Source organism: Paenibacillus sp. J2TS4, from assembly GCF_018403245.1.
GTDB lineage: Bacteria > Bacillota > Bacilli > Paenibacillales > NBRC-103111 > Paenibacillus_L.
Window position 1 is genome coordinate 617,483 of record NZ_BOSH01000001.1, and the last position, 24,664, is coordinate 642,146.

18 protein-coding genes and 1 other annotated feature are annotated in these 24,664 nt (G+C 51.0%); all 18 genes read left to right on the plus strand.

Translation table 11 applies throughout. The features are described 5' to 3' along the window. The first annotated feature begins 68 nt into the window (after positions 1-68). The 18 genes from lonB to KJS69_RS02885 all read left to right on the plus strand — a co-directional run bounded on the left by lonB (position 69) and on the right by KJS69_RS02885 (position 24,643). Positions 69-1,778 carry an ATP-dependent protease LonB gene (gene lonB, locus KJS69_RS02800; protein WP_213581475.1) on the plus strand — a complete coding sequence of 570 codons (1,710 nt, stop codon included), beginning with the start codon at positions 69-71 and terminating at the stop codon, positions 1,776-1,778. A gap of 131 nt (positions 1,779-1,909) precedes the next feature. Further along, a complete protein-coding gene (lon, locus tag KJS69_RS02805) occupies positions 1,910-4,258 on the plus strand; it encodes an endopeptidase La (RefSeq protein WP_213581476.1) in 2,349 nt (782 codons plus the stop codon). Continuing rightward, complete coding sequence (gene yihA / locus KJS69_RS02810; RefSeq protein ID WP_213581477.1) at positions 4,259-4,876, plus strand: ribosome biogenesis GTP-binding protein YihA/YsxC; 618 nt, start codon at positions 4,259-4,261, stop codon at positions 4,874-4,876. 347 nt (positions 4,877-5,223) lie between these two features. Further along, entirely contained in the window at positions 5,224-5,814 is a 591-nt protein-coding gene (locus KJS69_RS02815) for a non-ribosomal peptide synthetase module (protein ID WP_213581478.1), read from the plus strand. 264 nt (positions 5,815-6,078) lie between these two features. Beyond that, positions 6,079-6,486 (plus strand): adenosylmethionine decarboxylase, encoded by a 408-nt coding sequence (gene speD / locus KJS69_RS02820; protein ID WP_213581479.1) that lies wholly within the window; start codon positions 6,079-6,081, stop codon positions 6,484-6,486. Between the two features lie 431 nt (positions 6,487-6,917). Continuing rightward, positions 6,918-7,454, plus strand: coding sequence for a hypothetical protein (locus KJS69_RS02825; protein ID WP_249730319.1), 537 nt, complete (start codon positions 6,918-6,920; stop codon positions 7,452-7,454). A gap of 141 nt (positions 7,455-7,595) precedes the next feature. Next, positions 7,596-8,978, plus strand: a complete 1,383-nt coding sequence (hemA, locus tag KJS69_RS02830; RefSeq protein WP_213581480.1) for a glutamyl-tRNA reductase — start codon at positions 7,596-7,598, stop codon at positions 8,976-8,978. Positions 8,979-9,090: 112 nt separating this feature from the next. Beyond that, positions 9,091-9,912, plus strand: coding sequence for a cytochrome C assembly family protein (locus tag KJS69_RS02835; RefSeq protein ID WP_213581481.1), 822 nt, complete (start codon positions 9,091-9,093; stop codon positions 9,910-9,912). A 39-nt stretch (positions 9,913-9,951) separates the two neighbouring features. Then, positions 9,952-10,896 (plus strand): hydroxymethylbilane synthase, encoded by a 945-nt coding sequence (gene hemC / locus KJS69_RS02840; RefSeq protein WP_213581482.1) that lies wholly within the window; start codon positions 9,952-9,954, stop codon positions 10,894-10,896. A gap of 12 nt (positions 10,897-10,908) precedes the next feature. Continuing rightward, positions 10,909-11,721, plus strand: coding sequence for a uroporphyrinogen-III synthase (locus KJS69_RS02845; RefSeq protein ID WP_213581483.1), 813 nt, complete (start codon positions 10,909-10,911; stop codon positions 11,719-11,721). Positions 11,722-11,865: 144 nt separating this feature from the next. Further along, the gene (gene hemB, locus KJS69_RS02850; RefSeq protein ID WP_213581484.1) at positions 11,866-12,861 is read left to right on the plus strand and encodes a porphobilinogen synthase; all 996 of its coding nucleotides are present in this window, start codon (positions 11,866-11,868) and stop codon (positions 12,859-12,861) included. A gap of 336 nt (positions 12,862-13,197) precedes the next feature. Continuing rightward, positions 13,198-14,274 carry a uroporphyrinogen decarboxylase gene (gene hemE, locus KJS69_RS02855; RefSeq protein WP_213581485.1) on the plus strand — a complete coding sequence of 359 codons (1,077 nt, stop codon included), beginning with the start codon at positions 13,198-13,200 and terminating at the stop codon, positions 14,272-14,274. Beyond that, complete coding sequence (gene hemH, locus KJS69_RS02860) at positions 14,261-15,196, plus strand: ferrochelatase (protein ID WP_213581486.1); 936 nt, start codon at positions 14,261-14,263, stop codon at positions 15,194-15,196. The genes hemE and hemH overlap by 14 nt, the downstream gene beginning before the upstream one ends. A 6-nt stretch (positions 15,197-15,202) precedes the next feature. Then, positions 15,203-16,636, plus strand: coding sequence for a protoporphyrinogen oxidase (gene hemG, locus KJS69_RS02865; RefSeq protein ID WP_213581487.1), 1,434 nt, complete (start codon positions 15,203-15,205; stop codon positions 16,634-16,636). Between the two features lie 51 nt (positions 16,637-16,687). Then, positions 16,688-17,989 (plus strand): glutamate-1-semialdehyde 2,1-aminomutase, encoded by a 1,302-nt coding sequence (gene hemL / locus KJS69_RS02870; protein WP_213581844.1) that lies wholly within the window; start codon positions 16,688-16,690, stop codon positions 17,987-17,989. Between the two features lie 255 nt (positions 17,990-18,244). Further along, on the plus strand, positions 18,245-19,273 hold the full coding sequence (locus KJS69_RS02875; RefSeq protein WP_249730320.1) for an RluA family pseudouridine synthase: 1,029 nt from the start codon (positions 18,245-18,247) through the stop codon (positions 19,271-19,273). Between the two features lie 87 nt (positions 19,274-19,360). Continuing rightward, the gene (locus tag KJS69_RS02880; protein WP_213581489.1) at positions 19,361-21,052 is read left to right on the plus strand and encodes a LysM peptidoglycan-binding domain-containing protein; all 1,692 of its coding nucleotides are present in this window, start codon (positions 19,361-19,363) and stop codon (positions 21,050-21,052) included. A gap of 550 nt (positions 21,053-21,602) precedes the next feature. Beyond that, positions 21,603-21,843 (plus strand) — a binding site (T-box leader). A gap of 127 nt (positions 21,844-21,970) precedes the next feature. Beyond that, the gene (locus KJS69_RS02885; protein WP_213581490.1) at positions 21,971-24,643 is read left to right on the plus strand and encodes a valine--tRNA ligase; all 2,673 of its coding nucleotides are present in this window, start codon (positions 21,971-21,973) and stop codon (positions 24,641-24,643) included. Positions 24,644-24,664: the final 21 nt, after the last annotated feature.

Below are 24,664 nucleotides of genomic sequence, written 5' to 3' on the forward strand. Positions count from 1 at the left end.
ATTATGACGAACGAGGAAAGGTCATACTAGAAGCATAATCAATGGAGCGAAAGGACGGAGGTATTTCTATGAGCTTAAGTTGGATTCTAATGCTGATTCAATTGTTTTTTGCGGTCATTATAGGTTTGTACTTTTGGAATTTGCTGCGAAATCAGCAGAGCAACCGAACCGCAGTCGATCGTGAGTCGAAGAAGGAAGTCGAAAAGCTTAAAAAAATGAGAACGATCTCTCTGTCGAAGCCTTTGGCTGAGAAAACAAGACCTACGAAGATGGATGACATTATCGGGCAGAAGGACGGGTTAAAAGCTTTAAAAGCGGCGTTGTGCGGACCGAACCCGCAGCATGTTATTGTATACGGACCGCCTGGGGTAGGCAAAACAGCGGCCGCTCGAGTCGTGCTGGAGGAGGCCAAAAAAAATCCATACTCCCCCTTTCGCCAAGATGCCAAATTTACGGAGATAGACGCGACTACGGCCCGGTTTGACGAGCGGGGCATTGCCGATCCGCTGATTGGTTCGGTGCATGATCCGATCTACCAGGGAGCCGGGGCGATGGGGGTAGCCGGCATTCCCCAGCCTAAGCCGGGAGCGGTCACTAAAGCTCACGGGGGGCTATTATTTATTGATGAAATCGGGGAACTGCATCCGGTTCAAATGAATAAGCTGTTAAAGGTGCTGGAGGATCGCAAGGTGTTTCTGGAGAGCGCTTATTACAACTCGGAGGATTCCAATATCCCAAGCTATATTCATGACATCTTTCAGAATGGTCTGCCCGCAGATTTCCGCTTGGTCGGAGCGACGACGCGGACACCGCAAGAAATTCCTCCAGCGATTCGCTCCCGCTGTATGGAAATTTTCTTCCGCCCCTTATTACCGGAAGAAATCGGGGAGATTGCCTCCAACGCGATCAAAAAAATCGGACTGCCCGATAATCGGGAAGCGGTGGAAGTCGTGAAGCGCTATGCGACGAATGGCCGCGAAGCGGTCAATATTATTCAATTGGCCGCGGGCCTGGCCATGACCGACGAACGAAACGAAATTACAGCAGCCGATGTGGAATGGGTAGTCAATAGCAGTCAAATCCCTCCTCGTCCGGACAAGAAAGTGTCAGATCAGCCCAAAGTCGGTCTGGTTAACGGGCTGGCCGTTTATGGGCCTAATCTCGGGGCACTTCTTGAGATTGAAGTATCGGTGATCCCGGTAGGACCAGGCACCGGAGCCTTTAATATTACCGGGGTTGTGGATGAAGAAGAGATGGGGGGCAATTCCAAAACCTTGCGGCGCAAAAGCATGGCCCGCGGGTCTGTAGAGAATGTACTGACCGTTCTTAAGCGGCTTGGATTAAGGCCACAGGATTACGATATGCATATTAACTTTCCTGGAGGTACGCCTATTGATGGTCCTTCTGCCGGAATTTCGATGGCAACGGCCATCGTCTCGGCCATACATGGGATCCCGGTCGATCCGAAGCTGGCCATGACCGGTGAAATTAGCATTCACGGAAACGTCAAACCGGTGGGTGGAGTTGTGGCCAAGGTGGAGGCCGCTTTCCAGGCTGGGGCCGACCGAGTCATCATTCCCGCGGAGAATTGGCAGGAGCTGTTTGCCAGCCTGCAGGGAGTCGAGGTGATCCCGGTGTCTACCATTGAGCAGGCGCTGCAAGTAGGGCTAGGTATTGAAATTAAAGCGGAATCGGCCAATCCGCCCGTTCCTAACGACGTACTTGTGGCATCCCCTCTTCCGTATCTCCATGCTAAATCCGTAAACCGTTCAACGTGATTATACATGTGTAAGTAAGCGGCAATGGCTGGCCGTTCGCCTGACCATTGCCGCAAATTGGTGTTTTGAAATAACTTTTGATAAAATGGATTGCACAGTGAATAAGACAGAGTTCATCGGAGGTGCTGCAGATGGGGAATAAACTAAAGGTGCGTACTATGCCTTTGCTCCCATTACGCGGGCTGCTTGTTTATCCAAGCATGGTTCTGCATTTGGATGTCGGACGGGAAAAGTCCGTTAAAGCGTTGGATAAAGCCATGGTCGACGACAGTTTGATTCTCCTGTGTTCCCAATCCGAAGTGAACATCGAAGAGCCGGCCACGGAAGATATATATCGAATCGGTACCGTCTCCAAGGTTAGGCAGATGCTTAAGCTGCCTAATGGCACGATCCGGGTCCTGGTGGAAGGAATGGTCAGGGCAGAAATTATCGATTATGTATCCACATCGGAATACTATGAGGTTCAAATCAAGGAATTGCCGGAGCGGCTCGCTCAAGATCCGGAGATTGCGGCTTTGATGCGAACCGTGCTCAATCAATTCGAGCACTATATCCACTTGTCCAAGAAGGTGACACCCGAGACGCTGGCGGCTGTCTCGGATATTGAGGAGCCGGGAAGGCTGGCGGATGTCATTTGCAGTCATCTATCGCTCAAAATCAAGGATAAGCAGGAAATATTGGAAACGATCGACGTTCGAGAGAGAATGGAGAAGCTTCTCGATATATTGAACAACGAACGAGAAGTGCTTGAGTTGGAGCGCAAAATTAGCCAGCGGGTTAAAAAGCAAATGGAGAAAACACAAAAGGAATATTATTTGCGCGAGCAAATGAAGGCGATCCAAAAGGAGCTAGGGGATAAGGAAGGGCGCGCGGGCGAAGTCGAGGAGCTAAGGGGCGAGTTGGCCAAGACGGAAATGCCTGAGCGGGTACAGGAAAAGGTCGAGAAAGAGATCGACCGCTTGGAGAAAATGCCTTCCGCTTCCGCCGAAAGCGGCGTTATCCGCAGCTATATCGATTGGCTGCTGGCGCTACCCTGGTCGAAGCGGACCGAGGACGATCTAGACATAGTCAAAGCAGAACAAATATTGAACGAAGACCATTTCGGGCTTGAGAAGCCGAAGGAACGCGTGCTTGAATATTTAGCCGTGCAAAATTTGGTTAAAAAGCTGAAAGGCCCGATTCTATGCCTTGTCGGACCTCCCGGGGTCGGAAAAACATCGATAGCCCGCTCTATCGCCCGTTCTCTTGGGCGAGAGTTCATTCGGGTCTCGTTGGGCGGAGTTCGCGATGAAGCGGAAATCCGCGGTCATCGCCGTACCTATGTGGGGGCAATGCCTGGAAGGATCATTCAGGGGTTGAAAACAGCGGGAACTAATAATCCGGTTTTTTTATTGGATGAAATCGATAAAATGTCGATGGATTTCCGAGGTGACCCTTCGGCCGCTCTGCTTGAAGTGCTGGATCCGGAACAAAACAGCACTTTTAGCGATCATTATATCGAGCTGCCTTTTGATTTATCCAATGTTATGTTCGTCACGACGGCCAATGCGGTTCATAACATTCCGAGACCGCTGCTGGACCGGATGGAAATGCTCTACATCCCCGGTTATACCGAAATAGAGAAGCTGCAAATTGCCAAACAGTATCTGCTGCCGAAGCAAGAGAGGGAGCACGGACTGGAGCCCAATCAGCTAATTGTGGAGGAGGGGGCGCTGCAGAATGTTATCCGGCTGTATACGCGGGAGTCGGGAGTGCGGAATATGGAGCAGCAATTAGCGAGTCTCTGCCGTAAGTCGGCCAAGAAAATTGTCTCCAAGGAAGCCGACTCGGTTAAGGTCACGCAAGCCAATTTGAAGGATTTTCTCGGTCCCCCCAAGTTTCGCTTCGGGATGGCGGAGGAGCAGGATCAGATCGGCGCCGCCACAGGTCTGGCTTGGACGGAGGTAGGGGGAGATACCCTCATGATCGAAGTGAGTGTCTTGCCGGGCAATGGCAAGCTGACGTTAACGGGCAAGCTGGGAGAGGTTATGAAGGAATCGGCTCATGCCGCCTTTAGCTATACCCGTTCCCGTGCCAGAGAGCTGAACATCGCTCCGGATTTCCATGAGAAGAACGATATCCATATCCATGTTCCCGAGGGAGCGATTCCCAAGGACGGCCCTTCGGCCGGTATTACGATGGCCACTTCTTTAATCTCCGCGCTGACCGACATTCCGGTTTCTCGTCAGGTGGCGATGACCGGAGAGATCACTCTAAGGGGCCGGGTGCTGCCGATAGGCGGTTTGAAGGAGAAAGCCTTGGCGGCGCATCGTGCGGGAATCAAGACGGTGCTGATGCCCAAGGATAATGAGAAGGATATTCAGGAAATTCCTGATAGCGTACGTGAAGAATTGCACTTTATCCCGGTGGGTCATATGGATCAAGTGCTCGAGCAGGCTCTTACCCGGCCGGCGCTCGCCGGAAAGCAGGTGCAGCCCTAGATGAAGGTTAAACAAGCCGAATTTATCATTAGCGCGGTAGGTCCCGCGCAATACCCTGAAGATGCTCTGCCGGAGATAGCTCTGGCAGGGCGCTCCAATGTCGGCAAATCGTCCTTGATCAATCGAATGATCGACCGAAGGAATTTGGCAAGGACCAGTTCCAAGCCCGGCAAAACCCAGACCCTGAACTATTACAAAATAAACCAGGACTTATATTTCGTTGATTTGCCAGGCTATGGCTATGCTCAAGTATCCAAAACATTGCGGGCGGTTTGGGGCAAGTTTATCGAGCAGTATCTATTGGAGCGTGAACATCTCAAGCTGCTTTTGCATCTCGTGGATCTTCGCCACCCGCCGACCAGCGATGATCGGGCTATGTTTGAATGGCTGAAATATAATGAACTGCCCGTATGCGTTGTTACCACTAAAGCGGACAAGATTCCCAAAGGCAAATGGCAAAAGCATGTTAAGATCATTAGAGAGGCCCTGCAAATGGATGCGGCTGATAAATTGATCCTGTTCTCCTCCGAGACAGGACAGGGCAAGGAAGAGCTTTGGTCCGTTATTCAGGAACACGCCAATATAACTGAACAAGAACAGGAGGGAGCCGGGAAATAGGGCTCCCTCTTGCTTCGGAAACATCGGCTATTGTTATCGGATAAGAAATTTGAGGATAACAGCGACCGGAAGTCCGGACTTAGCTTGCAGCGATGAAATTTGATCGCCAGACTTTCTAAAGGCTCCTGCATGGGGATGCTTTTCATTCAGATGATACTCTTTTAGCGAGGATGAGCGAACAAGGGAGAAGGAGCAAAGGGTTCTTTATTTTTCTTTTCGGATTAAAGCGGTTTTTCAATAAAAATGGCCGTTTGCTCAAAAAATTAGGGAGGAATAATCGACTTTGATGTAGTATACTAATAATTGTACGATGTGCAAGGTTTAAATTAAAGAATCGAGGGGTTTTTATGGCTCATAGGTTAGCGACCGAATACGTCAAGACCTGCCTGAAATTATCAGAAGCCGAAATGACCGATTTTATCCGATTATTTGAGGAACAGAAAGCCACTCTGCATGTGAAAGTGCTGGATAACGGCAATCAGAATGTGGTGCTGCATGACGACGCATCAGGAGAAGAAGTGGTTCTTACCTTCGAGCGGGAGGCCAATGAATATGTTTGCAGCGGATCGTGCAAGCTGAGCAGCCCGAACTTAGTCAATTTGATGCGCAGGGCCGTATCCCGGTTTAAAGGGGACGCCATCGTCAACCGAATTTATTCCAGCTTCATCATGGTTTATCATTATCATAAAGGCAATGTCGTCAAGATTATCGAAGTCAAAGGAACGCAGAAGAAGCTTGTCTATGAGTACAAAGATACATTGGGTCAGTTGGAGCGACTGTTCCAGAACCAAGAGCCGGAGAAAGAAATTGCCGGCCTGTACGTTCAGATTAACCAGCTTCTAGACTTGCGCAATTCTACTCCGGAACCTGAAATCCGGGAGCATATCGATCGCAAGCTAAGCGGTTTGACCCATCGTCTGTTTGTGCTGGAGGCTTGAACTTCCGCGTGAAAGATCTCCCTCGGGTATCGAATTGCTGGTTATAAAACGCCCAAGTTTTACTAAAAAAGCTCTTTCTTTAAAAAAGTATTGCTTTTTTACTCAATAGATGTTATTTTTAATTTCGTTGAAAACTTTATAGGAACCAGGATTCACTCAGGACATTGTATGTTGCGAGAGAGTTTTCCCTCGAGAAGTGAATGACGTAGGTCCTAGCGGATGAAATCAAAACAATTTTATTCCTAGGAAGGGGGAACCGAAAGAATGGAATACTCAACTTTCGGAAGACACGTTGCTGTCGATACTTGGGGAGTCGATTTTGATCTTCTTAACAATGCAGATTGGTTACAAGCGCAAATGATTGAAGCAGCGGAGGTTTGCGGTGCAACTGTTCTGTCAGTACAGGCTAAGCAGTTTGAACCTCAAGGTGCAACCGTTTTGGTACTCTTGTCAGAAAGCCATCTATCCATTCACACGTATCCTGAGAAGGGTTTCGCCGCTCTCGATTGTTATACTTGCGGTGAAACAGTCGATCCGCAATTGGCGATCGATTATATGGTCTCGGTCCTGAAACCTGAGAGAGCGCACGCTAAGAAGCTCGTTCGCGGACTCGGTGAATTGCAAGTTGAAACTCCGGAAATGAAATGTGTTGAATTAGTCAAAGTCATATAGAGTTTAAATATATCCCTGAAGACCATGGAGAGATCCATGGTCATTTGTTTGTCCATCTGCCCATACAATCTATATAGAGGGTTCCTCGGAAGTGTCCTGGCATCTTATGGCTGAAGACATTTCTGGAACCGGATCTATATACACGGCACTATAGATTTCAAAGCTCATGAAGTGGAGAAAGAAAGATGCTTCCAGGGCGAGTTTTGGCTTTGTATTCCTACTACCCGAAGGCCCATCTATATACAAGGAATGATCGGTTGGATCGGGGTACCCGAAAAGTAAATGGAACTCACTACGAAGCCTAGCTTCACTTTTTGGGGAAGGAGTATGATGTTTGAAGCTTCGGAGGCACTTTCCTTCGGAACGGAATGATCGCTTTCTTTAGTGCCGCTTATATAATACAATTCAATGGCGGATGCGGAGGGAGCAAATTGGGAAGACTAAAGCCTGCACGTCTATTTGGAATGCTGCTGGTTATTTTTTTGTTAATATGGCCCATATATCAAATATACGGAATGCTGCAGCCTAGCCGAACCAAACATGATGCGACATTTTTACTGTATCAAGTATCGTTGTTTCAACTAGAGCTGTTGAGCAATCTTCTGGGAGAGGCTGAAAAAGCAGCTCATACCGGGCAATTGAATGCGCTGCGTCAAGCCGCTTATTCGGTTAATTACACTCACGAAAGACTGGTGCTGGCCGTAGGTGAGGATCGTCTCTCGGAGTTAAGCTCTATCCCGCAGCTGCTTCAGTACATTATGCGGCTGCAATTGGGGGGAGAAAGACAGCTCAAGACCGAGGAACGGGATACATTGACTGAGATTCGGAATGGCTATAAATCGATTTATGATGATTATACGAAGCTGATGGCCGCAAGCGGCACGACGGTGATCGCTTCCCAGAACGAGAAAGTGGTCAAGATCGACCAGGAATTGACCGATATGCTGCGCAAAAAATTGCTTCAATAGAAGCCCGATCAATAAGAAAATTGAAATGACTTTTCATAATATATTCAAAAGTGAAGAGTGACCTTTGTACCAGCTGTGGTATAATAGTCGTTGAGGATCAGACCGGAGAACCCCGGCAGCAAGAAAGGCAGGTGGACACAATTGCATATCATCGTGGTAGGCTTGAATTATAAGACGGCTCCGGTGGAGATTCGTGAGAAGTTTGCTTTTGCTAAAGAGGATCTGCCGGAAGCCCTCGCACAGCTTAAGAAGACGAAGAGCATCCTGGAATGTGTCATTGTGGGCACCTGTAACCGGACGGAAATTTATGCAGTTGTTGATCGGATGTACTTATGTGGCCACGCTATCCGTGGTTTTATTGAAGAATGGTTTGGAATTCCGCGGCAGCAATTTAATCACCACTTATATGTCAAAGAAGACGAGCATGCTATCCGGCATTTATTCCAAGTAACGAGCGGTCTGGATTCCATGATCATTGGAGAGACGCAAATTTTGGGGCAGGTTCGCGAAGCCTTCTTGCTTTCCCAGAAGGAGAAGGTGACAGGCCCTGTTTTTAATACGTTATTCAAACAGGCGGTTACGATGGCCAAGCGAGCTCATTCCGAAACCGGGATTGCCGATAATCCGGTTTCTGTCAGCTATGCCGCTGTGGAATTGGGCAAGCGAATATTCGGATCCTTTGCTAAGAAATCCGTTCTGTTGATTGGGGCGGGCAAGATGAGCGAGCTGACTGCAAAGCACTTGCGTGCTAACGGGGCCAGCCGGGTCGTTGTGGCTAACCGGACGTATGAGAAGGCCGTCGAATTTGCTGATAAATTCGCGGGAGAAGCGATTTCCTTTGACGAATTGACTCGCGTATTAGCGGAAACGGATATCGTCATCAGCTCTACTGGTTCACCCGGACTCGTAATTAACCGTCAGCAGGTCGAAAGCATGCTTCATCTGCGTAAGTCTAAACCGCTTTTTATGATTGATATTGCGGTTCCCCGGGATCTGGATCCCCACATAGGGGAACTGTCCAACGTGTTCCTGTATGACATCGATGATCTGCAGTCGATTGTCGAGAGCAATTTGGCTGAACGGGAGAAGATAGCGGCGGAGATCGAGGCGATGATTGCCGAAGAGGAGAAGGCTTTCGACGAATGGTTTAAGACGATGGAGATTAATCCGCTTATTAACGCTTTGCAGACTAAAGCCAGCCGGATTCATGAAGAAACGATGGAGAGCATGTTAAAGAAGCTTCCCGATCTGAGCGATAGAGAAGTCAAGGTTATCCGCAAGCTGACCAAGAGCATTGTCAATCAGATGATGCGGGACCCGATCGTGCGCTTTAAGGAAATGGCAGGCGGCAAGGACGGTAAAGAAGCGATCGCCATGTTTTCTCATCTTTTTGCTCTGGAATCCGTGACGGACGGGCAAAATGAAGAAGAGGAAGCGGAGCCGATGAAGGCGGGTGCCGGAAGAGCTAACGACAAGCTACCCTTATTGGGTCTTCAGCTTCAGGAGGCTTTGGCCCGGTCCTAAAGCACATGCGTACAAGCCGGAAAGGCGGGTGAATAGGACCTAATGCGGTCTTTCGCTCAAGGCAAGTCGTTATGGCTGCATTGGGCTGGCCGGATCGCTAACAGGAGGTTGCATGGTCACTCAAAGCTGGATATACGATGCGATAATTTATATATATGCCCTGAGCCTTCTGTTTTATTTCTCTGATTTTGTCGGCGCGAATCGGAGCGCCAAACGGATGGGCACAGGGCTGCTTATATTTGTATGGGTATTACAAACGATCTATTTTTTCTTTGAATTTAAAACGGTTCATGTCTTTACTAACTTCGAGACTTTGTTTTTCTTTTCCTGGGTGCTGGTCACGGTCTCCTTAGTCATCAACCGTTTTTTTTCTATTGAACTGCTCGTTTTTTTCGTCAATTTGGTTGGCTTTGCGATTCTCGCCTTGAATTTTTTTAGTGATAATACGGTCTCCACCGCTCTCAAAGGGTGGCAGATTGCAGATGAATTGCTATTCATACACGTCAGTCTCGCTATCGGGAGCTACGCCGCTTTTACGATCTCGGCTATTCTTTCTGTCATGTATCTATTTTTACACGGACAGTTGAAGGATAAAAAGTGGTCAAGGACAATGCGTCGCATCCCCAGCCTGGAAAAAATCGAGAAATATACTTATGTAGCTGTGGTGGCGGGAATTCCGCTTCTCATGCTCGCTCTATCCTTGGGAATCGTATGGATCGTGCTGCAGGGGGAAGTTCGCCTGCTATTGGATCCAAAAGTTTTGAATTCCTTGTTTATTTTAGCGTTGTATGCCTATCATTTATTATTAAAGCTGTCTTTGAAAGCTTCGGGCTATCGCTTGGCCCAGTGGAATTTATTTTCATTCTTTCTCGTACTGGTCAATTTTTTTATTTTGAATCGCTTTTCTATTTTTCACAGCTGGTTTTTGATGTAAGGGATGCAGCAGTAATCCGGAGTTGGGAGGAACAGACGTATGCGCAAAATCGTAGTAGGAACAAGGCAAAGCTCGCTTGCTCTGACACAAACTAATCAGGTGATAGAGGATTTACGCACCATTTGCCAGGAAAACGGGCTGGAATGTGAATTCGAGATCCGTAAAATTGTCACCAAAGGGGACCAGATTTTGGACGTTACTCTTTCCAAGGTAGGAGGAAAGGGCTTGTTCGTTAAGGAAATAGAGCAAGCGCTGCTTAACGGAGAGATCGATATGGCCGTCCATAGCATGAAGGACGTTCCGTCGGAGAGTCAGGAGGGACTGATGATCGGGGCCGTACCGAAACGGGTGGATCCACGAGATTGTCTGATCACTAACGGCCACGTCAAGCTGGATGAACTGCCGGAAGGCTCTTTAATCGGCACAAGCAGTCTCCGGCGCGCAGCTCAACTGAAGGCGTATCGCCCCGACTTTAGAATCCAATCGATTCGCGGCAATATCGACTCCCGTCTGCGCAAGCTCGAGACCGAAGGCTTCGATGGGATTCTGCTTGCAGCGGCCGGGCTGTTGCGGATGGGCTGGTCCGATCGGTTGAGCCAATATTTGCCTCAGGAGATTTGTCTTCCGGCCGTTGGACAAGGGGCGCTTGGCATCGAATGCCGGGAATCGGACGATTTCGTCCTGGGCTTGCTTGCACTGTATGACGATGAGGAGACAGCCCAGACGGTTCGTGCCGAGAGGGCCTTCCTCGCCAGATTGAACGGAGGCTGCCAAATCCCGATCGGAGCTTATGCTGAATATACTTGGGATTCAGCAGCAGAGACGAGCAGGCTTAAGCTGACTGGACTGGTCGGCGAGCCGGAGGGAGACCGTATACTTAAAGAGACGAGAACCGGGGACGATCCCGTTCGTCTTGGACTTGAAGTGGCGGAAAGCCTGATCGAGCAAGGGGCCGAAGAGATTCTGGCCACGGTGAGAGAATAGAGGGGGCCGCCGATGGAGATAGGCCAAAAGCCGTTGTCCGGCCGGCGTATATTAGTAACTCGGACGAAGGAGCAAGCGGGAGAGCTCGTGCAGCGGATTGAAGAACTGGGAGGGAAAGCAGTGGCGCTTCCGGTCATCCGGCTGCAATCTCCAGTCGATCCGGCCAGGCTGTCCGAATTGGAGCAGGCGATAGAGCGGCTGGAGCAATTCAATTGGATATTTTTCACAAGTGTCAACGCTGTGGTTCATTTCCTTGATCGGCTCAAGCAGTTCGGCTCGGATGTTCACAGGCTGCATGGGGCGCGTATTGCAGCCGTCGGCCCGAAGACAGCGAGAGCACTGGAGGATCGGGGATTAACCGTCTACGCGATCCCTGAACGTTATCAGGCGGAAGATTTATTCGATACCGTTGCTGGGGACCTGCGAGCAGGCCAGCAGGCTCTTATCCCCCGTTCGGATTTGGCCCGCAAGGTTTTGCCGGACAATCTACGTTCGCAAGGAATACATGTGACGGAAATTGACATTTATGAAAATATCCTATGCACGGACCATGCGGCCAAGCTGGCTGAATTATTTATCGATAGGCAAATTGATATGCTCCCTTTGACCAGTCCGTCCACCTTCCGAAATTTGGTCACCTTGCTCCAGTCCGCAGGGGTGAAGGAGCCGATGGTGCTGTTATCGGATGTAATGCTGCTCTGCATCGGTCCGGTAACGGCCCGGGCGGTCGAGGAAGCCGGCTGGACGGACTATCGCATGGCGAAGGAAGCCACCATCGATTCGCTCGTCGAGGCCATGGTCGAAGCCTCGGAGCAGCTTGGTTGAATATTGTAAAACAGAATTTTAAAATCTGGCGGGCATGCAGGGCTCCTGGAGCGAAAAAGGTGCAGTTATACCTTTATTTTCCCAGTTAAGATTGGACAGATTTTAATTTCATTTGAAATAACAAATATGCAGGAGGGAAACCGAATGAACTTTCCGGTAGTTCGCAATCGCAGGCTCCGCACTTCCCGGGGGATGCGCAATTTAGTAAGGGAAAACTCTTTATCCGTCCATGATTTAATTTATCCGCTGTTTGTTACCCATGGGACGGACATTAAAGACGAGATCGCTTCAATGCCCGGCGTCTATCACTATTCTTTGGATCGGCTGGAAGAGGAGCTCGCTGAAATTCATGAGCTGGGTATTCAGGCGGTGCTGCTGTTCGGAATTCCCGAGCATAAGGATGCCGAAGGAACTTCCGCCTTCGAAGAAGACGGAATCGTCCAGCAGGCGACCCGCCGGATCAAGGAGCTCTATCCGGAGCTGCTTGTCATAGCGGATACTTGCCTCTGTCAATTTACCGATCATGGCCATTGCGGCATCGTCGTTCAGGATCCGGTCAGCCGGCAGGCGGTGATCGACAACGACCGCTCCTTGGAGCTGCTCGCCCGTACGGCGGTTTCGCAAGCGAAGGCCGGTGCCGATATTATCGCCCCCTCCAACATGATGGACGGCTTTGTAACCGCTATTCGCGCAGCGTTGGATGAGGCCGGCTTCGAGCAGGTCCCGGTCATGTCCTATTCCGTCAAGTACTCGTCCTCATTCTATGGTCCATTCCGCGATGCGGCACATTCCACTCCGCAATTCGGAGATCGGAGAACTTATCAGATGGATCCGGCCAATCTTCGTGAAGCTATCCGCGAAGCGGAAACCGATGTGGCGGAGGGCGCCGATTTTCTGATGGTTAAACCGGCCTTGGCTTATATGGATGTAATCCGGACGCTTAAAGATAACTTCGACCTTCCGGTCGTAGCTTACAACGTCAGTGCGGAATACTCGATGGTTAAGGCTGCCGCTGACAAAGGGTGGATTGATGAGCAGGCGGTCGTAATGGAAATGCTGCTTGGAATGAAGCGGGCTGGCGCTGATATTTTAATTACTTATTTCGCCAAAGATGTTATCCGTTGGCTTAAGGAGCAGTGAGCGGACGGTGTCGAATGATCGGTTCCGGATCCGCAGCATTCCGTCATTGTATACTTGAAAGAGCAGAGAGACTGAACAGAGAGAGGGATACAGTCGGTTGGCATGTAAAATGCATCCTTTCGACGTCAATCCTTTATATAGCAAGCATCAAGTGGAATTAACGGTCTTAATCATGGCCGTTATTTTTTTCTGCGGTTGATTCGATAGGTTAGGTCACCCCAGAGCTGCTGGCGGCTTGTCATAGGATTGTCGGAATATCGCTGTCGGATCGGTTGTTACGCTCATTTAAATAGGGCATAATGAGAGGTAGCAATTTAACGGAAATGAGGAAAAAATATGATTACTAACGACAGGTTTCTTAAAGCATGCCGCAAGCAGCCGGTAGATCGTCTTCCTGTATGGTACATGCGCCAGGCTGGACGCTATGATCCGGAATACCGCAAGATTAAAGAAAAATACAGCTTGCTCGAAATTTGCCTGCAGCCCGAATTGGCAGCCGAAGTTACATTAATGCCGGTCCGGAAGCTGGGAGTGGACGCTGCGATTCTATATTCCGACATTATGAATCCTGTAGCTTCCTTGGGGATTGATTTCGATATTGTGCCCAACGTGGGGCCCGTTATCGCCAATCCGATTCGTTCCACGCAAGATATAGATAATCTGCGCCCGATTGATGTGGAAGGGGATTTGTCTCACGTGTTGAAGACGATTGAAATCCTGGACCGCGAGCTCGAGGTGCCGCTTATTTCGTTTGCGGGAGCTCCTTTTACTATCGCAAGCTATTTAATAGAAGGGCGTCCTTCCAAGAACTATATCCGGACTAAAGAGTTAATGTATTCCGAGCCGGAAGTATGGCATCGTTTGATGGACAAGTTGGGAGATATGGTCATCACTTACTTAAAAGCTCACGTTGCTTCGGGAGCCAAGGCTGTTCAATTGTTCGACAGCTGGGTGGGGGCGCTGTCTCCGAACGATTTCAAGCAATATGTTCGACCCGTTATCGAACGGATTTTTAAGGAGCTGTCTCATCTGGCCGAGCCCAAAATCTATTTCCCCGGCGTCAGCTCCGGAGAACTTCTGCCAACGATAATCGATCTGCAGGCGGAAGTGATCGGATTGGATTGGCGGCTTTCCATCTCGGAGGGACGGAGAAGGCTCGATAACCGGTTTGCTGTTCAAGGCAATCTGGACCCTCTCGTGCTGACGGCCCCGATGTCGGTCATTAAAGAACAGGCCAAAGCGATTATGGATGAGGGAATGCTGAAGCCCGGCTATATTTTTAACCTGGGGCACGGATTGTTCCCGGAAGCCTCGCTGGAGAAGCTGAAGGAATTGACCGAATATGTCCATGATTATTCAAGCTCTGTGCTTAATCCATCCGCGAAGGAAGTGAATTCGAATGTCCAAGCGTAAAGTCGGTGTGCTCGTCATGTCTTACGGGACTCCAGAGAGCATGGATCAGATCGAGGCCTACTATACTCATATTCGCCGCGGTCATCCGCCTACCGCGGAGCAATTGAACGAATTAAAACAACGTTATGAAGCGATTGTCGGCGGTTTTTTTCCGCTGAGGAAGAATACGGACCGTCAGGTCGCCGCTTTACAGGAAACACTGAACCGCAACCAGACGGACATTGAATTTGTTTGCTATCAAGGATTGAAGCATGCCTCTCCGTTCATTGAGGACGGAGTAGAGCAAATGGTGAAGGACGGGCTGACCGAAGCGGTCGGTGTAGTGCTCGCTCCGCATTATTCAACCATGAGCGTGGGCACCTATAACAAGCGGGCCCAGCAGAAGGCAGAGGAACTTGGACTGTCCATCCGGTTTGTGAACAGCTACCACCTTCACCCGAAGCTGCTTGAAGCATTATCATCGCGTGTGGAGAACACGCTGCAAAAGTTCGGAGATGCGGAGAAGGACGAGGTTCGCGTTATTTTTACGGCACATAGTTTACCGGCCAAAATATTGGAGCTGAACGACCCGTATGTCGATCAGTTGATGGAGACATCTCGGGCGATTGCCGATCGCCTCGGACTGACCAACTGGCAGTTCGGCTGGCAAAGTGCGGGCCAAACCGCGATGCCATGGCTTGGTCCGGACATCTTGGAAACGCTGGAGACGATCCACAAGGAAGAGAACGTAAAGAATGTTCTCCTCTGTCCAATCGGCTTTGTGTCCGATCACTTGGAAGTGCTGTACGACATTGACATCGAATGCCGCCAAACCGCTGACAAGCTGGGCATCCATCTTGAGCGGACGGAGTCTTTGAACACAGACCCGCTGTATATGGAGACTTTATCGGACGTTGTTACTGCGGAGCTTGAAAGGAATTGATTCGCTATGACCGAACCGAAGCAGATTGTCGTAATCGGCGGCGGGATCACGGGCTTAAGTGCCGCATTTTATATAGATCGGTTGTTGAAGGAAAATAAAATCAAGGCGGACATTACCGTTCTTGAAAAAAACCATACGATCGGCGGCAAAGTCAACACGCTGGCCAAGGATGGATTTGTGATCGAGAAAGGCCCGGACTCATTCCTCGCTCGAAAAACACCGATTATCGATTTGACCAAGGAGCTTGGATTGGAGAAAGAGCTTGTCCCGACTAATCCGAAGGCCAAGAAAACCTATATTATGAACCGGGGCAAGCTTCACCGCATGCCGCCGGGACTTAATCTGGGCATTCCGACGGAATGGAAGCCTTTTATGAAGAGCGGGCTTATCTCTCCATGGGGGAAGGTCAGAGCGGCAATGGATCTGGTTCTTCCCCGGCGGAAGGAATCCGGAGATGAATCGCTGGGCGGATTTCTGGAGCGAAGGCTGGGCAGGGAGGTTCTGAATAATATTGCCGAGCCGTTATTGGCCGGAATTTATGCCGGAGATACTCACCAGCTTAGCCTGCAGGCGACCTTTCCCCAATTCCAGGCGCTGGAGCAGAACAAACGCAGCCTCATTCTCGGCATGACCGAAAGCAAGAAACAAACCCCTCCGCCTAGCGGAGTCCCGGAGGAAGTCCGGCACAGTCTGTTCCTCTCCTATCGGGACGGACTGATGACGCTGATCCGGGGGCTGGAGGATGCTTTGCGGCGGGCAGGCGTGCAAATAATAACAGGCCGAGGCGTAGCCGGTATCGAGCGGCTGGACGGCGGGCAAGGCCGTATTGTTCTGGATAACGGCGACAGTCAGATCGCCGACGGGGTGGTTGTAGCGCTGCCAACCTATGCCCTGGCTGAGCTGCTGCCGGAGCTTCCTGCGGTTCAGAAGCTCGGGGGCATGACTTACGTGTCCGTCGCCAACGTCATATCCGCCTTTGATGCCAGCCAAGTTCCGCACGATCTGGATGGATCGGGGTTTCTCGTGCCGCGTAAGGAAGGACGGTTTATAACAGCGTGTACCTGGACCTCTTCCAAATGGATGCATACCGCTCCCGAGGGCAAGGTGCTTATTCGCTGTTATATCGGCCGATCGGGACAAGAGGAATGGATGAAGCTTTCCGACGAAGAGCTGATGCGCGGGGTTCGCAAGGATATGAAGGAATTGACAGGCATTGAGGCGGAGCCATTGTTTTACGAAATTACAAGACTCCCGCGATCGATGCCGCAGTATCCGGTAGGCCATCTGGACGTTATCCGTCAGGCCAGGAAAGAAGCTGCCGAGTTTATTCCGGGGCTGCTCCTGACCGGAGCGGGCTTTCATGGAGTCGGGCTGCCGGATTGCATTCGCCAAGGCAAGGAAGCGGCGCTGCAAATGGCAGAGCAGATGAGCCGGTCCTGACGGACTGCTGCTAAATATAAACCAGAATGACAAGGAGAAGGACAGGTGAGTATGTTGAATCAATCTCAGGGGCGAATAGATACGAAATCAAAAGCCGCGTTTGCAGAAGCTAAGCAATATATTCCCGGTGGAGTGAACAGTCCGGTCCGTGCTTATAAATCGGTCGGGCTTACCCCCGTTTTCATAGAGAGGGCGGAAGGCTCGAGAGTGTACGATATCGATGGCAATGAGTTTATCGATTATGTCTGCTCCTGGGGACCTCTCATTATGGGGCACGCTCACCCGGAAGTAGTGGAAGCGGTCCAAAGGACAGCCGCCCGGGGAACGAGCTTCGGAGCGCCTACCGAGCTGGAGACCGAAATGGCCAAGCTCGTTGCGGAACGGATTCCGTCGATTGACATCGTTCGGATGGTCAACAGCGGAACAGAAGCGACGATGAGCGCGCTTCGCCTGGCCAGAGGCTACACGGGCCGCAATAAAATTATGAAGTTCGAGGGATGCTATCACGGACATTCGGATTCTCTGCTCATCAAAGCCGGCTCCGGAGTGGCCACCCTGGGGCTGCCTGATAGTCCGGGCGTTCCGGAAGGGGTCGCCTCCAATACGATCACGGTTCCTTATAACGATCTTGAATCGGTTCGGCTGGCCTTCGACAAGTTCGGTGAACAAATCGCGGCTGTTATCGTCGAGCCTGTAGCGGGCAATATGGGAGTCGTACCTCCGCTTCCGGGCTTCTTGCAGGGCTTGCGGGATGTAACGAATGAGTACGGCACGCTGCTTATTTTTGACGAGGTCATGACCGGCTTCCGGGTCGGGTATTATAGCGCCCAAGGCTTGTTCGGGGTGACGCCGGACCTGACCTGCCTCGGCAAAGTCATCGGTGGCGGTCTCCCTGTCGGGGCCTATGGCGGCAAACGGGAAATTATGGAGCAAATGGCTCCGAGCGGTCCGATTTATCAGGCGGGCACCTTGTCCGGCAATCCGTTGGCGATGGCCGCTGGATATACGACGTTAAAGCTGATGACGCCGGAAGTGTATGAGGCGCTGGAGAAGAGAGCCTCCAGACTGGAGGAGGGCATCACTGCCAACGCCAGGGAAATCGGCATCCCGAGCACCATTAATCGAGTGGGCTCCATGGTCTGTCCTTTCTTTACAGAGCAGCAAGTAATCAACTATGATACGGCAAAAACATCCGATCTCTCGCTGTTTAATCGGTATTTTGCCAACCTGCTTGATGTAGGCGTCTCCGTCGCCCCTTCCCAATTCGAGGGAATGTTCGTCTCCGCAGCACACTCGGAGCAAGAGATCGAGATGACGCTGGAACGGCATTATGAAGCGCTGAAGAGGCTGTAAGCGAGAAATGAGAGCGAGAGTCTCATAACCATTCATTCATAGCGATCTCCCCGCCAGGGGTATCCACTTGACTTTTATTAACCCTCTGCCTTGGCATGATCGATTCATGCCAAGCTTTTTTCTTTTACATGCAGGACAGGAGGATGTCAATTTGAGTAAATATGTAATTGCCGGCTTGCCTTTGGATTTGATTCTTATTATTGGCTTGTTTGGGCTTGTACTCGTCGGGATATGGTTTATGGGGATTCGTTCGAGGTGAAGCTGTCGCGCAAAGGAGAATGGCTGGTTGTTACGTCTGCGACAACGGCTATAACTAGGACCAGGCCGCGGGTCAAGTCGGAGGATGACCCGCTTACGGAATTGGTAGAGAACAGGGAAGCGGCGAATTTGCAACCTCTTAGAACCACTGTGGAAGCTGCCTTGGACTCAGCTTCGTCCGCCACTCCAAATGCGGCAAATCTGTCCGACGAATGCGTGGAGGGGTTTCTAATTCATCTCGGCATTCCGGACAAGCTGAAGGCCAAGCTGTTGCGTACGGATGGCGTTCGCCGCCAAGGGAACCGGCTTCTCATCCGTTTATTCCCCGCAGAAAATAGCGGTTATGAGCCGGAATGGATGGATTTGGACGTCCTGTATGAGGATGATTATTGTCTGGTAGTCAATAAACCGGCGGGAATGGCTGTCCATCCGACCGATCGGGGCGGACGGGGGACACTGGCCAATGCGGTAGCCTCCTATTACGAGTCGACCGGGCAAGCCTGCCGGGTACGGCATATTCACAGGCTGGACGAAGACACGACCGGCCCGGTTCTCTACGGCAAGAACGAATTCGCCCAGCTTATTCTGGATGAGAAGCTGCGTGATAATGAAATGGAGCGGTTCTATGTCGCGTTAGTGGCAGGTCAGGTAAAGCCGGAACAGGGCACGATCCAGGCTCCTATAGGAAGAGACAGGCATCATTCCCAACGACGCCGGGTAAGCCGCAAAACAGGACAGGCTGCGATGACTCGTTACGAAACGCTGGAGAGCTATGCCGGGGCCACTCTGCTGAAGCTGAAGCTGGAAACCGGGCGCACCCATCAAATTCGAGTCCATCTAAGTTATATCGATCATCCGATTATCGGAGATCTACTTTACGGGGGGAGGACCGCTTCCATTTCTCGTCAGGCTTTGCATGGACTGGCCTTGTCTTTTCCCCACCCTCTTACCCGGGAGATCGTGGCTGTGGAAGCCCCGCTTCCCGATGATTTAGCTAATTTAATTCAAGCCTGCTCAGAAGGCTAACCGAAAAAATGTGGCATGCTCTCCTTAAATCTCCCATATAAATGGATTGAGCAAGGAAAGTCTCGATTCAAGAAGGGAGGAGTCAGGGTGACCGAGCATCAAAGCGGGTTGCGCTTCGACGTATATGAACGGGTGCACTTGGATGAAAGCTTGGCAGGCATTCAAGCGCTTGAGGAAATCGAAATGATCCCGCACATTCAGGTGATGCAGGAGGAAGAGCAAGCCGTTTTAAAAGGAAATTTGTGGCTCACCGGTACATATTTGGGAGACGATGGGGAGGACAGGCGGACGCTGGAGCATTTTATTCCGGTGGAAATTACTCTGCCCATGAACCGGATTCATCGGCTCGAAGATATTGCCGTCGAAATTGAAAATTTCGATATCGATTTGCTGTCCGCTCGCAGCCTCAATGTAACCGGCGTATTGTCGCTGCATGGAATCGAAGTGACCTCCAAAGCGGAGGAAGGCTGGAAGGAAGAAGAGGAATTTACCGTCGTTCACAGGGCGGAAGATGCAGAAGCCTGGAATCAGCAATGGGCAGCCGAGGCTGAGATGGAAGAGAGGGGACAGGAGGTCTCGGAGCGTCAGGAAGCGTCAGCCATTGGCAAGGAGGAAACGAGGGCGCGGGAGTTCCCGGCGACCGAGGCGGAAGAGAAGGCGCAAAGCAAACCGGTCATCCGGCCGGAAGTGGATATTCGCCGCGAACCGGAAACCTTTGCCGGGATGGAGAGAGCGGATGCGAGAAGCCGGGATGAACCAGTGGAGCCGCAGGAACCGCAGGCCTTCTTCGATGGGACGGATGCCGCGCAGGACGGGGAAGAGCAGTCCCGGACATCTGCGGAGCAAATATCGGTATCTTTCCGTCCGGCTTCGCCAAGAAGCAGCCCGGAGGAATGCAATGAGGACGGTGATCAGGGGGCGGCAGCTGCCCAATCAGGAGAAGACGCGGAGACTTCTGCGAATAGCGTCTCCTGGGCGGACTCCTTTTTTACCGTGCGTTCAGACGACAAGAGCCCAGATGAACGGGTTGAGATTGATTTGCCAGAGCTTCCCAAGATCGACCCGATGGAGCCATCTGCTAAACCCGGTTTTTCCGATGATGGACGATCGGAACAGAGCGAAAGCGCGTCGAACGAATCTTGCACATCCGGTGCGGATGCAGAGCAGCAGCCTGTGGTCGAAAGGGACCGTTCACAGTCAGGCTCTGAATGGTCAGATTTAGCGGGGACGGATCGTTCCGAGGGTCCTATCTCTGAAGAGAAGGCGGAAGCGCCGGTCTTGCAGGAGAACGAGCCTAACGAATTTATTGCAGCTAACGAAGCTAATCAAGCTAACCAAGAGCTGGCGGAGGCGGTTTCTGCCGAGGCTAACGAGGAAGCAGAGGAGATCATTGCGGTATCCATGCCGGAGGAGAAGCAGGAGCTGAAGATTGCTTTCGGTAAAAAGTCGTCCTCCGATCCTAATCCGCCGTATCATCTAACTAATCTGGTTCAAAAAACCGATATTACCGAGCTCGAAACCGATCACGCCGCCAATACAAGGGAGCAGGAAGCTGCAGAGAAGCCGGCGGCGAAGGAAGGCGTAGAATGGAAACGGCTGTTTATCCGCGAGGAAGGCGCGGAGAATCAATTCAAGAGGATGCGCATGTGCATCGTGCAGAAGGAAGATTCCATCGACACGATCGCCGAGAGATACAACATCAATCCTCGTGAAATTATTTTGTGCAACCGTCTAGGGGATCAGCCGATAGAAGAGGGACAGGTTCTTTACATTCCATGATTTAGTTATATTTTAAGCCCCAAGGCTTCCTACTTGGAAGCCTTGGGGCTTATTGTTGTTTGTTGGGATTAACGGAAGCTTCTCAGGCTTCTTTCTTGGAACGAGATGCTAATCTTTATTGGCCGAATTCAGCGTATGAACAAATATTCTAGAGTGGCACTGTCGGACAGACTCATAGGGTAGTATCGGATTCAGTACATATCGAACAGAAAGCCGAGATATAGTAGGAAGAAAGCGAATAAAAAAAAGACGTCCAGAGGATTGGGAAGCAATAAAGTTCGGATAAATTGCACGCATATGAGTGGGAAAAGCACGGCTCTAATCGTAATTCTTATTTTGAACCACCATCGCTGCATCGTCGGATCCCCCCTTTTACGATAACTTGTATGACTAAGTTTATGAAACGGACAAACCTGGATATGCTGTATTCATGGGGAATTTATCAAAATATTGACTCACCCGGCGAATATGTTTATCATAGTCTATATGTAAGCTCCCTTGAGCGGGGGGCGGGAGAGGATTTTCTTCCCATTGGACAACCAAATATAACCCATAAGCGAAGATAGGGAGGAGTAGGCAGTGAACCCTTCAGAGAGCGGAGCCCCAGGCTGGAAGGCTTTGCAGGATGTAACTGGCCGAATGTCGCCCTGGAGTTTGTAGAGAAGCGATAAGTCTGTTGTCTGGACAGAAGCGCTGCTCTGCCGGACACAGCCGTTATCTGTTCAAGTGCCGCGTGCAGGATTGCGCGGAATTAAGGTGGTACCACGGAAGAACAGCCTTTCGTCCTTTGCGGCGAAAGGCTTTTTGACATTGGGATTTATTCCGGGGCCCCCCGCAAAGTAATAGGAATACGCTTCGAAGGCCAAACGTCACTTTGTGGGGTATTTGGTGTTGAATAGACAGGAGGTATTAAGGTTAATGAATGAAACGAAAACGAATCAGCCTTCGATCGAGATGCCTACCACATACGATCCGAAAGAGGCCGAACACAAATGGTACCAAAGCTGGTTAAAGGGCGAATATTTCAAAGCGGGACAAAGACCGGACGCTGAGCCATATACGATCGTTATCCCGCCTCCGAACGTCACGGGAATGCTTCATATTGGTCACGCGCTGGACTTTACCCTCCAGGATATTGTGATCCGCACGAAGCGGATGCAAGGGTTTGACACATTGTGGCTGCCGGGCTCCGATCATGCGGGAATTGCTACTCAGACCAGGGTAGAGCAGAAGCTGCGCGAGGAAGGGCAATCCCGGTACGATCTGGGTCGTGTTGCCTTCCTGGAGAAGGTATGGGAATGGAAGGAGCTTTACGCCGATTCCATTCGCGAGCAATGGGCCAAAATGGGCTTCTCGCTGGACTACTCCCGCGAGCGATTTACTCTGGACGAGGGTCTTTCCAATGCGGTGCGGGAAGTGTTCGTTTCCTTGTATGAGAAGGGGCTAATTTACCGCGGGAAGTATATTATTAACTGGGATCCTGCGGCCAGAACGGCTCTGTCGGATATCGAGGTCGAATATAAGGAGGTTCAGGGCAACCTGTATCACCTGGTCTACCCGTTGAAGGACGGCAGCGGCTCGATTACGGTGGCAACCACCCGTCCGGAGACGATGCTGGGAGATACGGCGGTAGCGGTTCACCCCGAGGACGAACGGTATAAAGACATGATTGGCAAAATGCTGATCCTGCCCATTGTCGGCCGCGAAATCCCGGTCGTAGCCGATGAATATGTCGAGAAGGAATTTGGAAGCGGAGCGGTGAAAATTACTCCGGCCCACGATCCGAATGACTTTGAAGTAGGCAACCGGCATAATCTGCCGCAAATTCTCGTCATGGACGAATCCGGAACGATGAACGATAATGCCGGCAAGTATGAGGGAATGGACCGATTTGCTTGCCGCAAGCAGATCGTGGCCGATTTACAGGCTGCGGGTGTGTTGAGCAAAATCGAAGAGCACGTTCATCAGGTAGGACATAGCGAACGCAGCGGAGCCGTAGTGGAGCCGTACTTGTCCACTCAATGGTTTGTAAATATGAAGCCGCTGGCTGCCAAGGCGATTGAGACGCAAAAATCAGGGCAAGGCGTACGTTTTGTTCCCGACCGATTCGAAAAAATTTATTTGAATTGGATCGAAAATGTCCGCGACTGGTGTATTTCCCGTCAGCTGTGGTGGGGACACCGGATTCCAGCCTGGTATTGCGGTAATTGCGGAGAGATTCATGTCGCTCGCGAAGCGGTCAGCCAGTGCGGGAAGTGCGGCGGAACCGAGCTTCGTCAGGACGAGGATGTGCTTGATACCTGGTTCAGCTCGGCGCTATGGCCTTTCTCCACGCTGGGCTGGCCGGAGAAGACTGCGGATCTGCAGCGGTTTTATCCGACCAATGTGCTCGTGACGGGCTATGATATTATTTACTTCTGGGTGGCCAGAATGATTTTTACCGCCCTGGAGTTTACGGAAGAAATTCCGTTTAAGGACGTGCTTATGCATGGGCTGGTTCGTGATGCGGATGGACGCAAAATGTCCAAATCGCTCGGCAACGGCGTAGACCCGCTGGAAGTAGTGGACAAATATGGAGCCGATGCCATGCGTTATATGATTTCGACCAGCAGCACACCGGGTCAGGATCTTCGATTTCGCTGGGAACGGGTCGAGCAGGCCCGTAATTTTGCCAATAAAATATGGAACGCCTCGCGCTTCGCGCTAATGAACCTTGAAGGCTTCCGTACGGAAGACATCGATTTGAGCGGATCGCTTGGCACGGCTGACCGCTGGATTCTGCACCGGTTCAACGAAACCGTCCGCGACGTCACCCGGTTGATTGATCAGTACGAGTTCGGAGAGACGGGCCGGCTGCTCTATAACTTCATCTGGGATGATCTGTGCGATTGGTATATTGAATTCAGCAAGCTGTCCTTACATGGGCAGAAGCCGGAGGAGAAGAAGAACGCGCAATCGGTGCTTACCTACGTGCTGGACGGGACTCTGCGGCTGCTTCATCCGTTCATGCCGTTCATTACCGAAGAAATCTGGCAGCACCTTCCTCACGAAGGGGAGACGATTACGCTGGCCGCATGGCCGCAAGAACAGAAATCGTTCGAAGCTCCCGCTGCCGTTAAAGAAATGGAGCTGTTGATGGGCATCATCCGGTCCGTGCGCAATATTCGCGCGGAGGTTAACGTGCCGATGAGCAAGAAGGTGGAGCTGCTGATTAAGCCGGTTCATGCCGACGCTAAAGCTATTCTGGAGCGCAACGAAGAGTACTTGCGGCGGTTCTGCAATACGTCGCTGTTGGAGATCAACACCGAGCTTGCCACTCCGGATAAGGCGATGACGGCCCTTGTCACCGGAGCGGAAATTTATTTGCCGCTGTCGGGCTTGATAGATCTGTCGCAGGAAATAGCGAGACTGGAGAAGGAGCTTCAGACACTGCACGCGGAAGTGAACCGGGTGGAAAAGAAGCTTGCCAACGAAGGATTTATCGCTAAAGCGCCGGCCAAGGTCATTGAAGAGGAAAGAGCGAAGCTCGCTGATTATTCCGACAAGCGCGATAAAGTGATGGCACGGCTGGCTGAATTGAAGCAATCTTAATTTTGACCCGCCTAATGGATA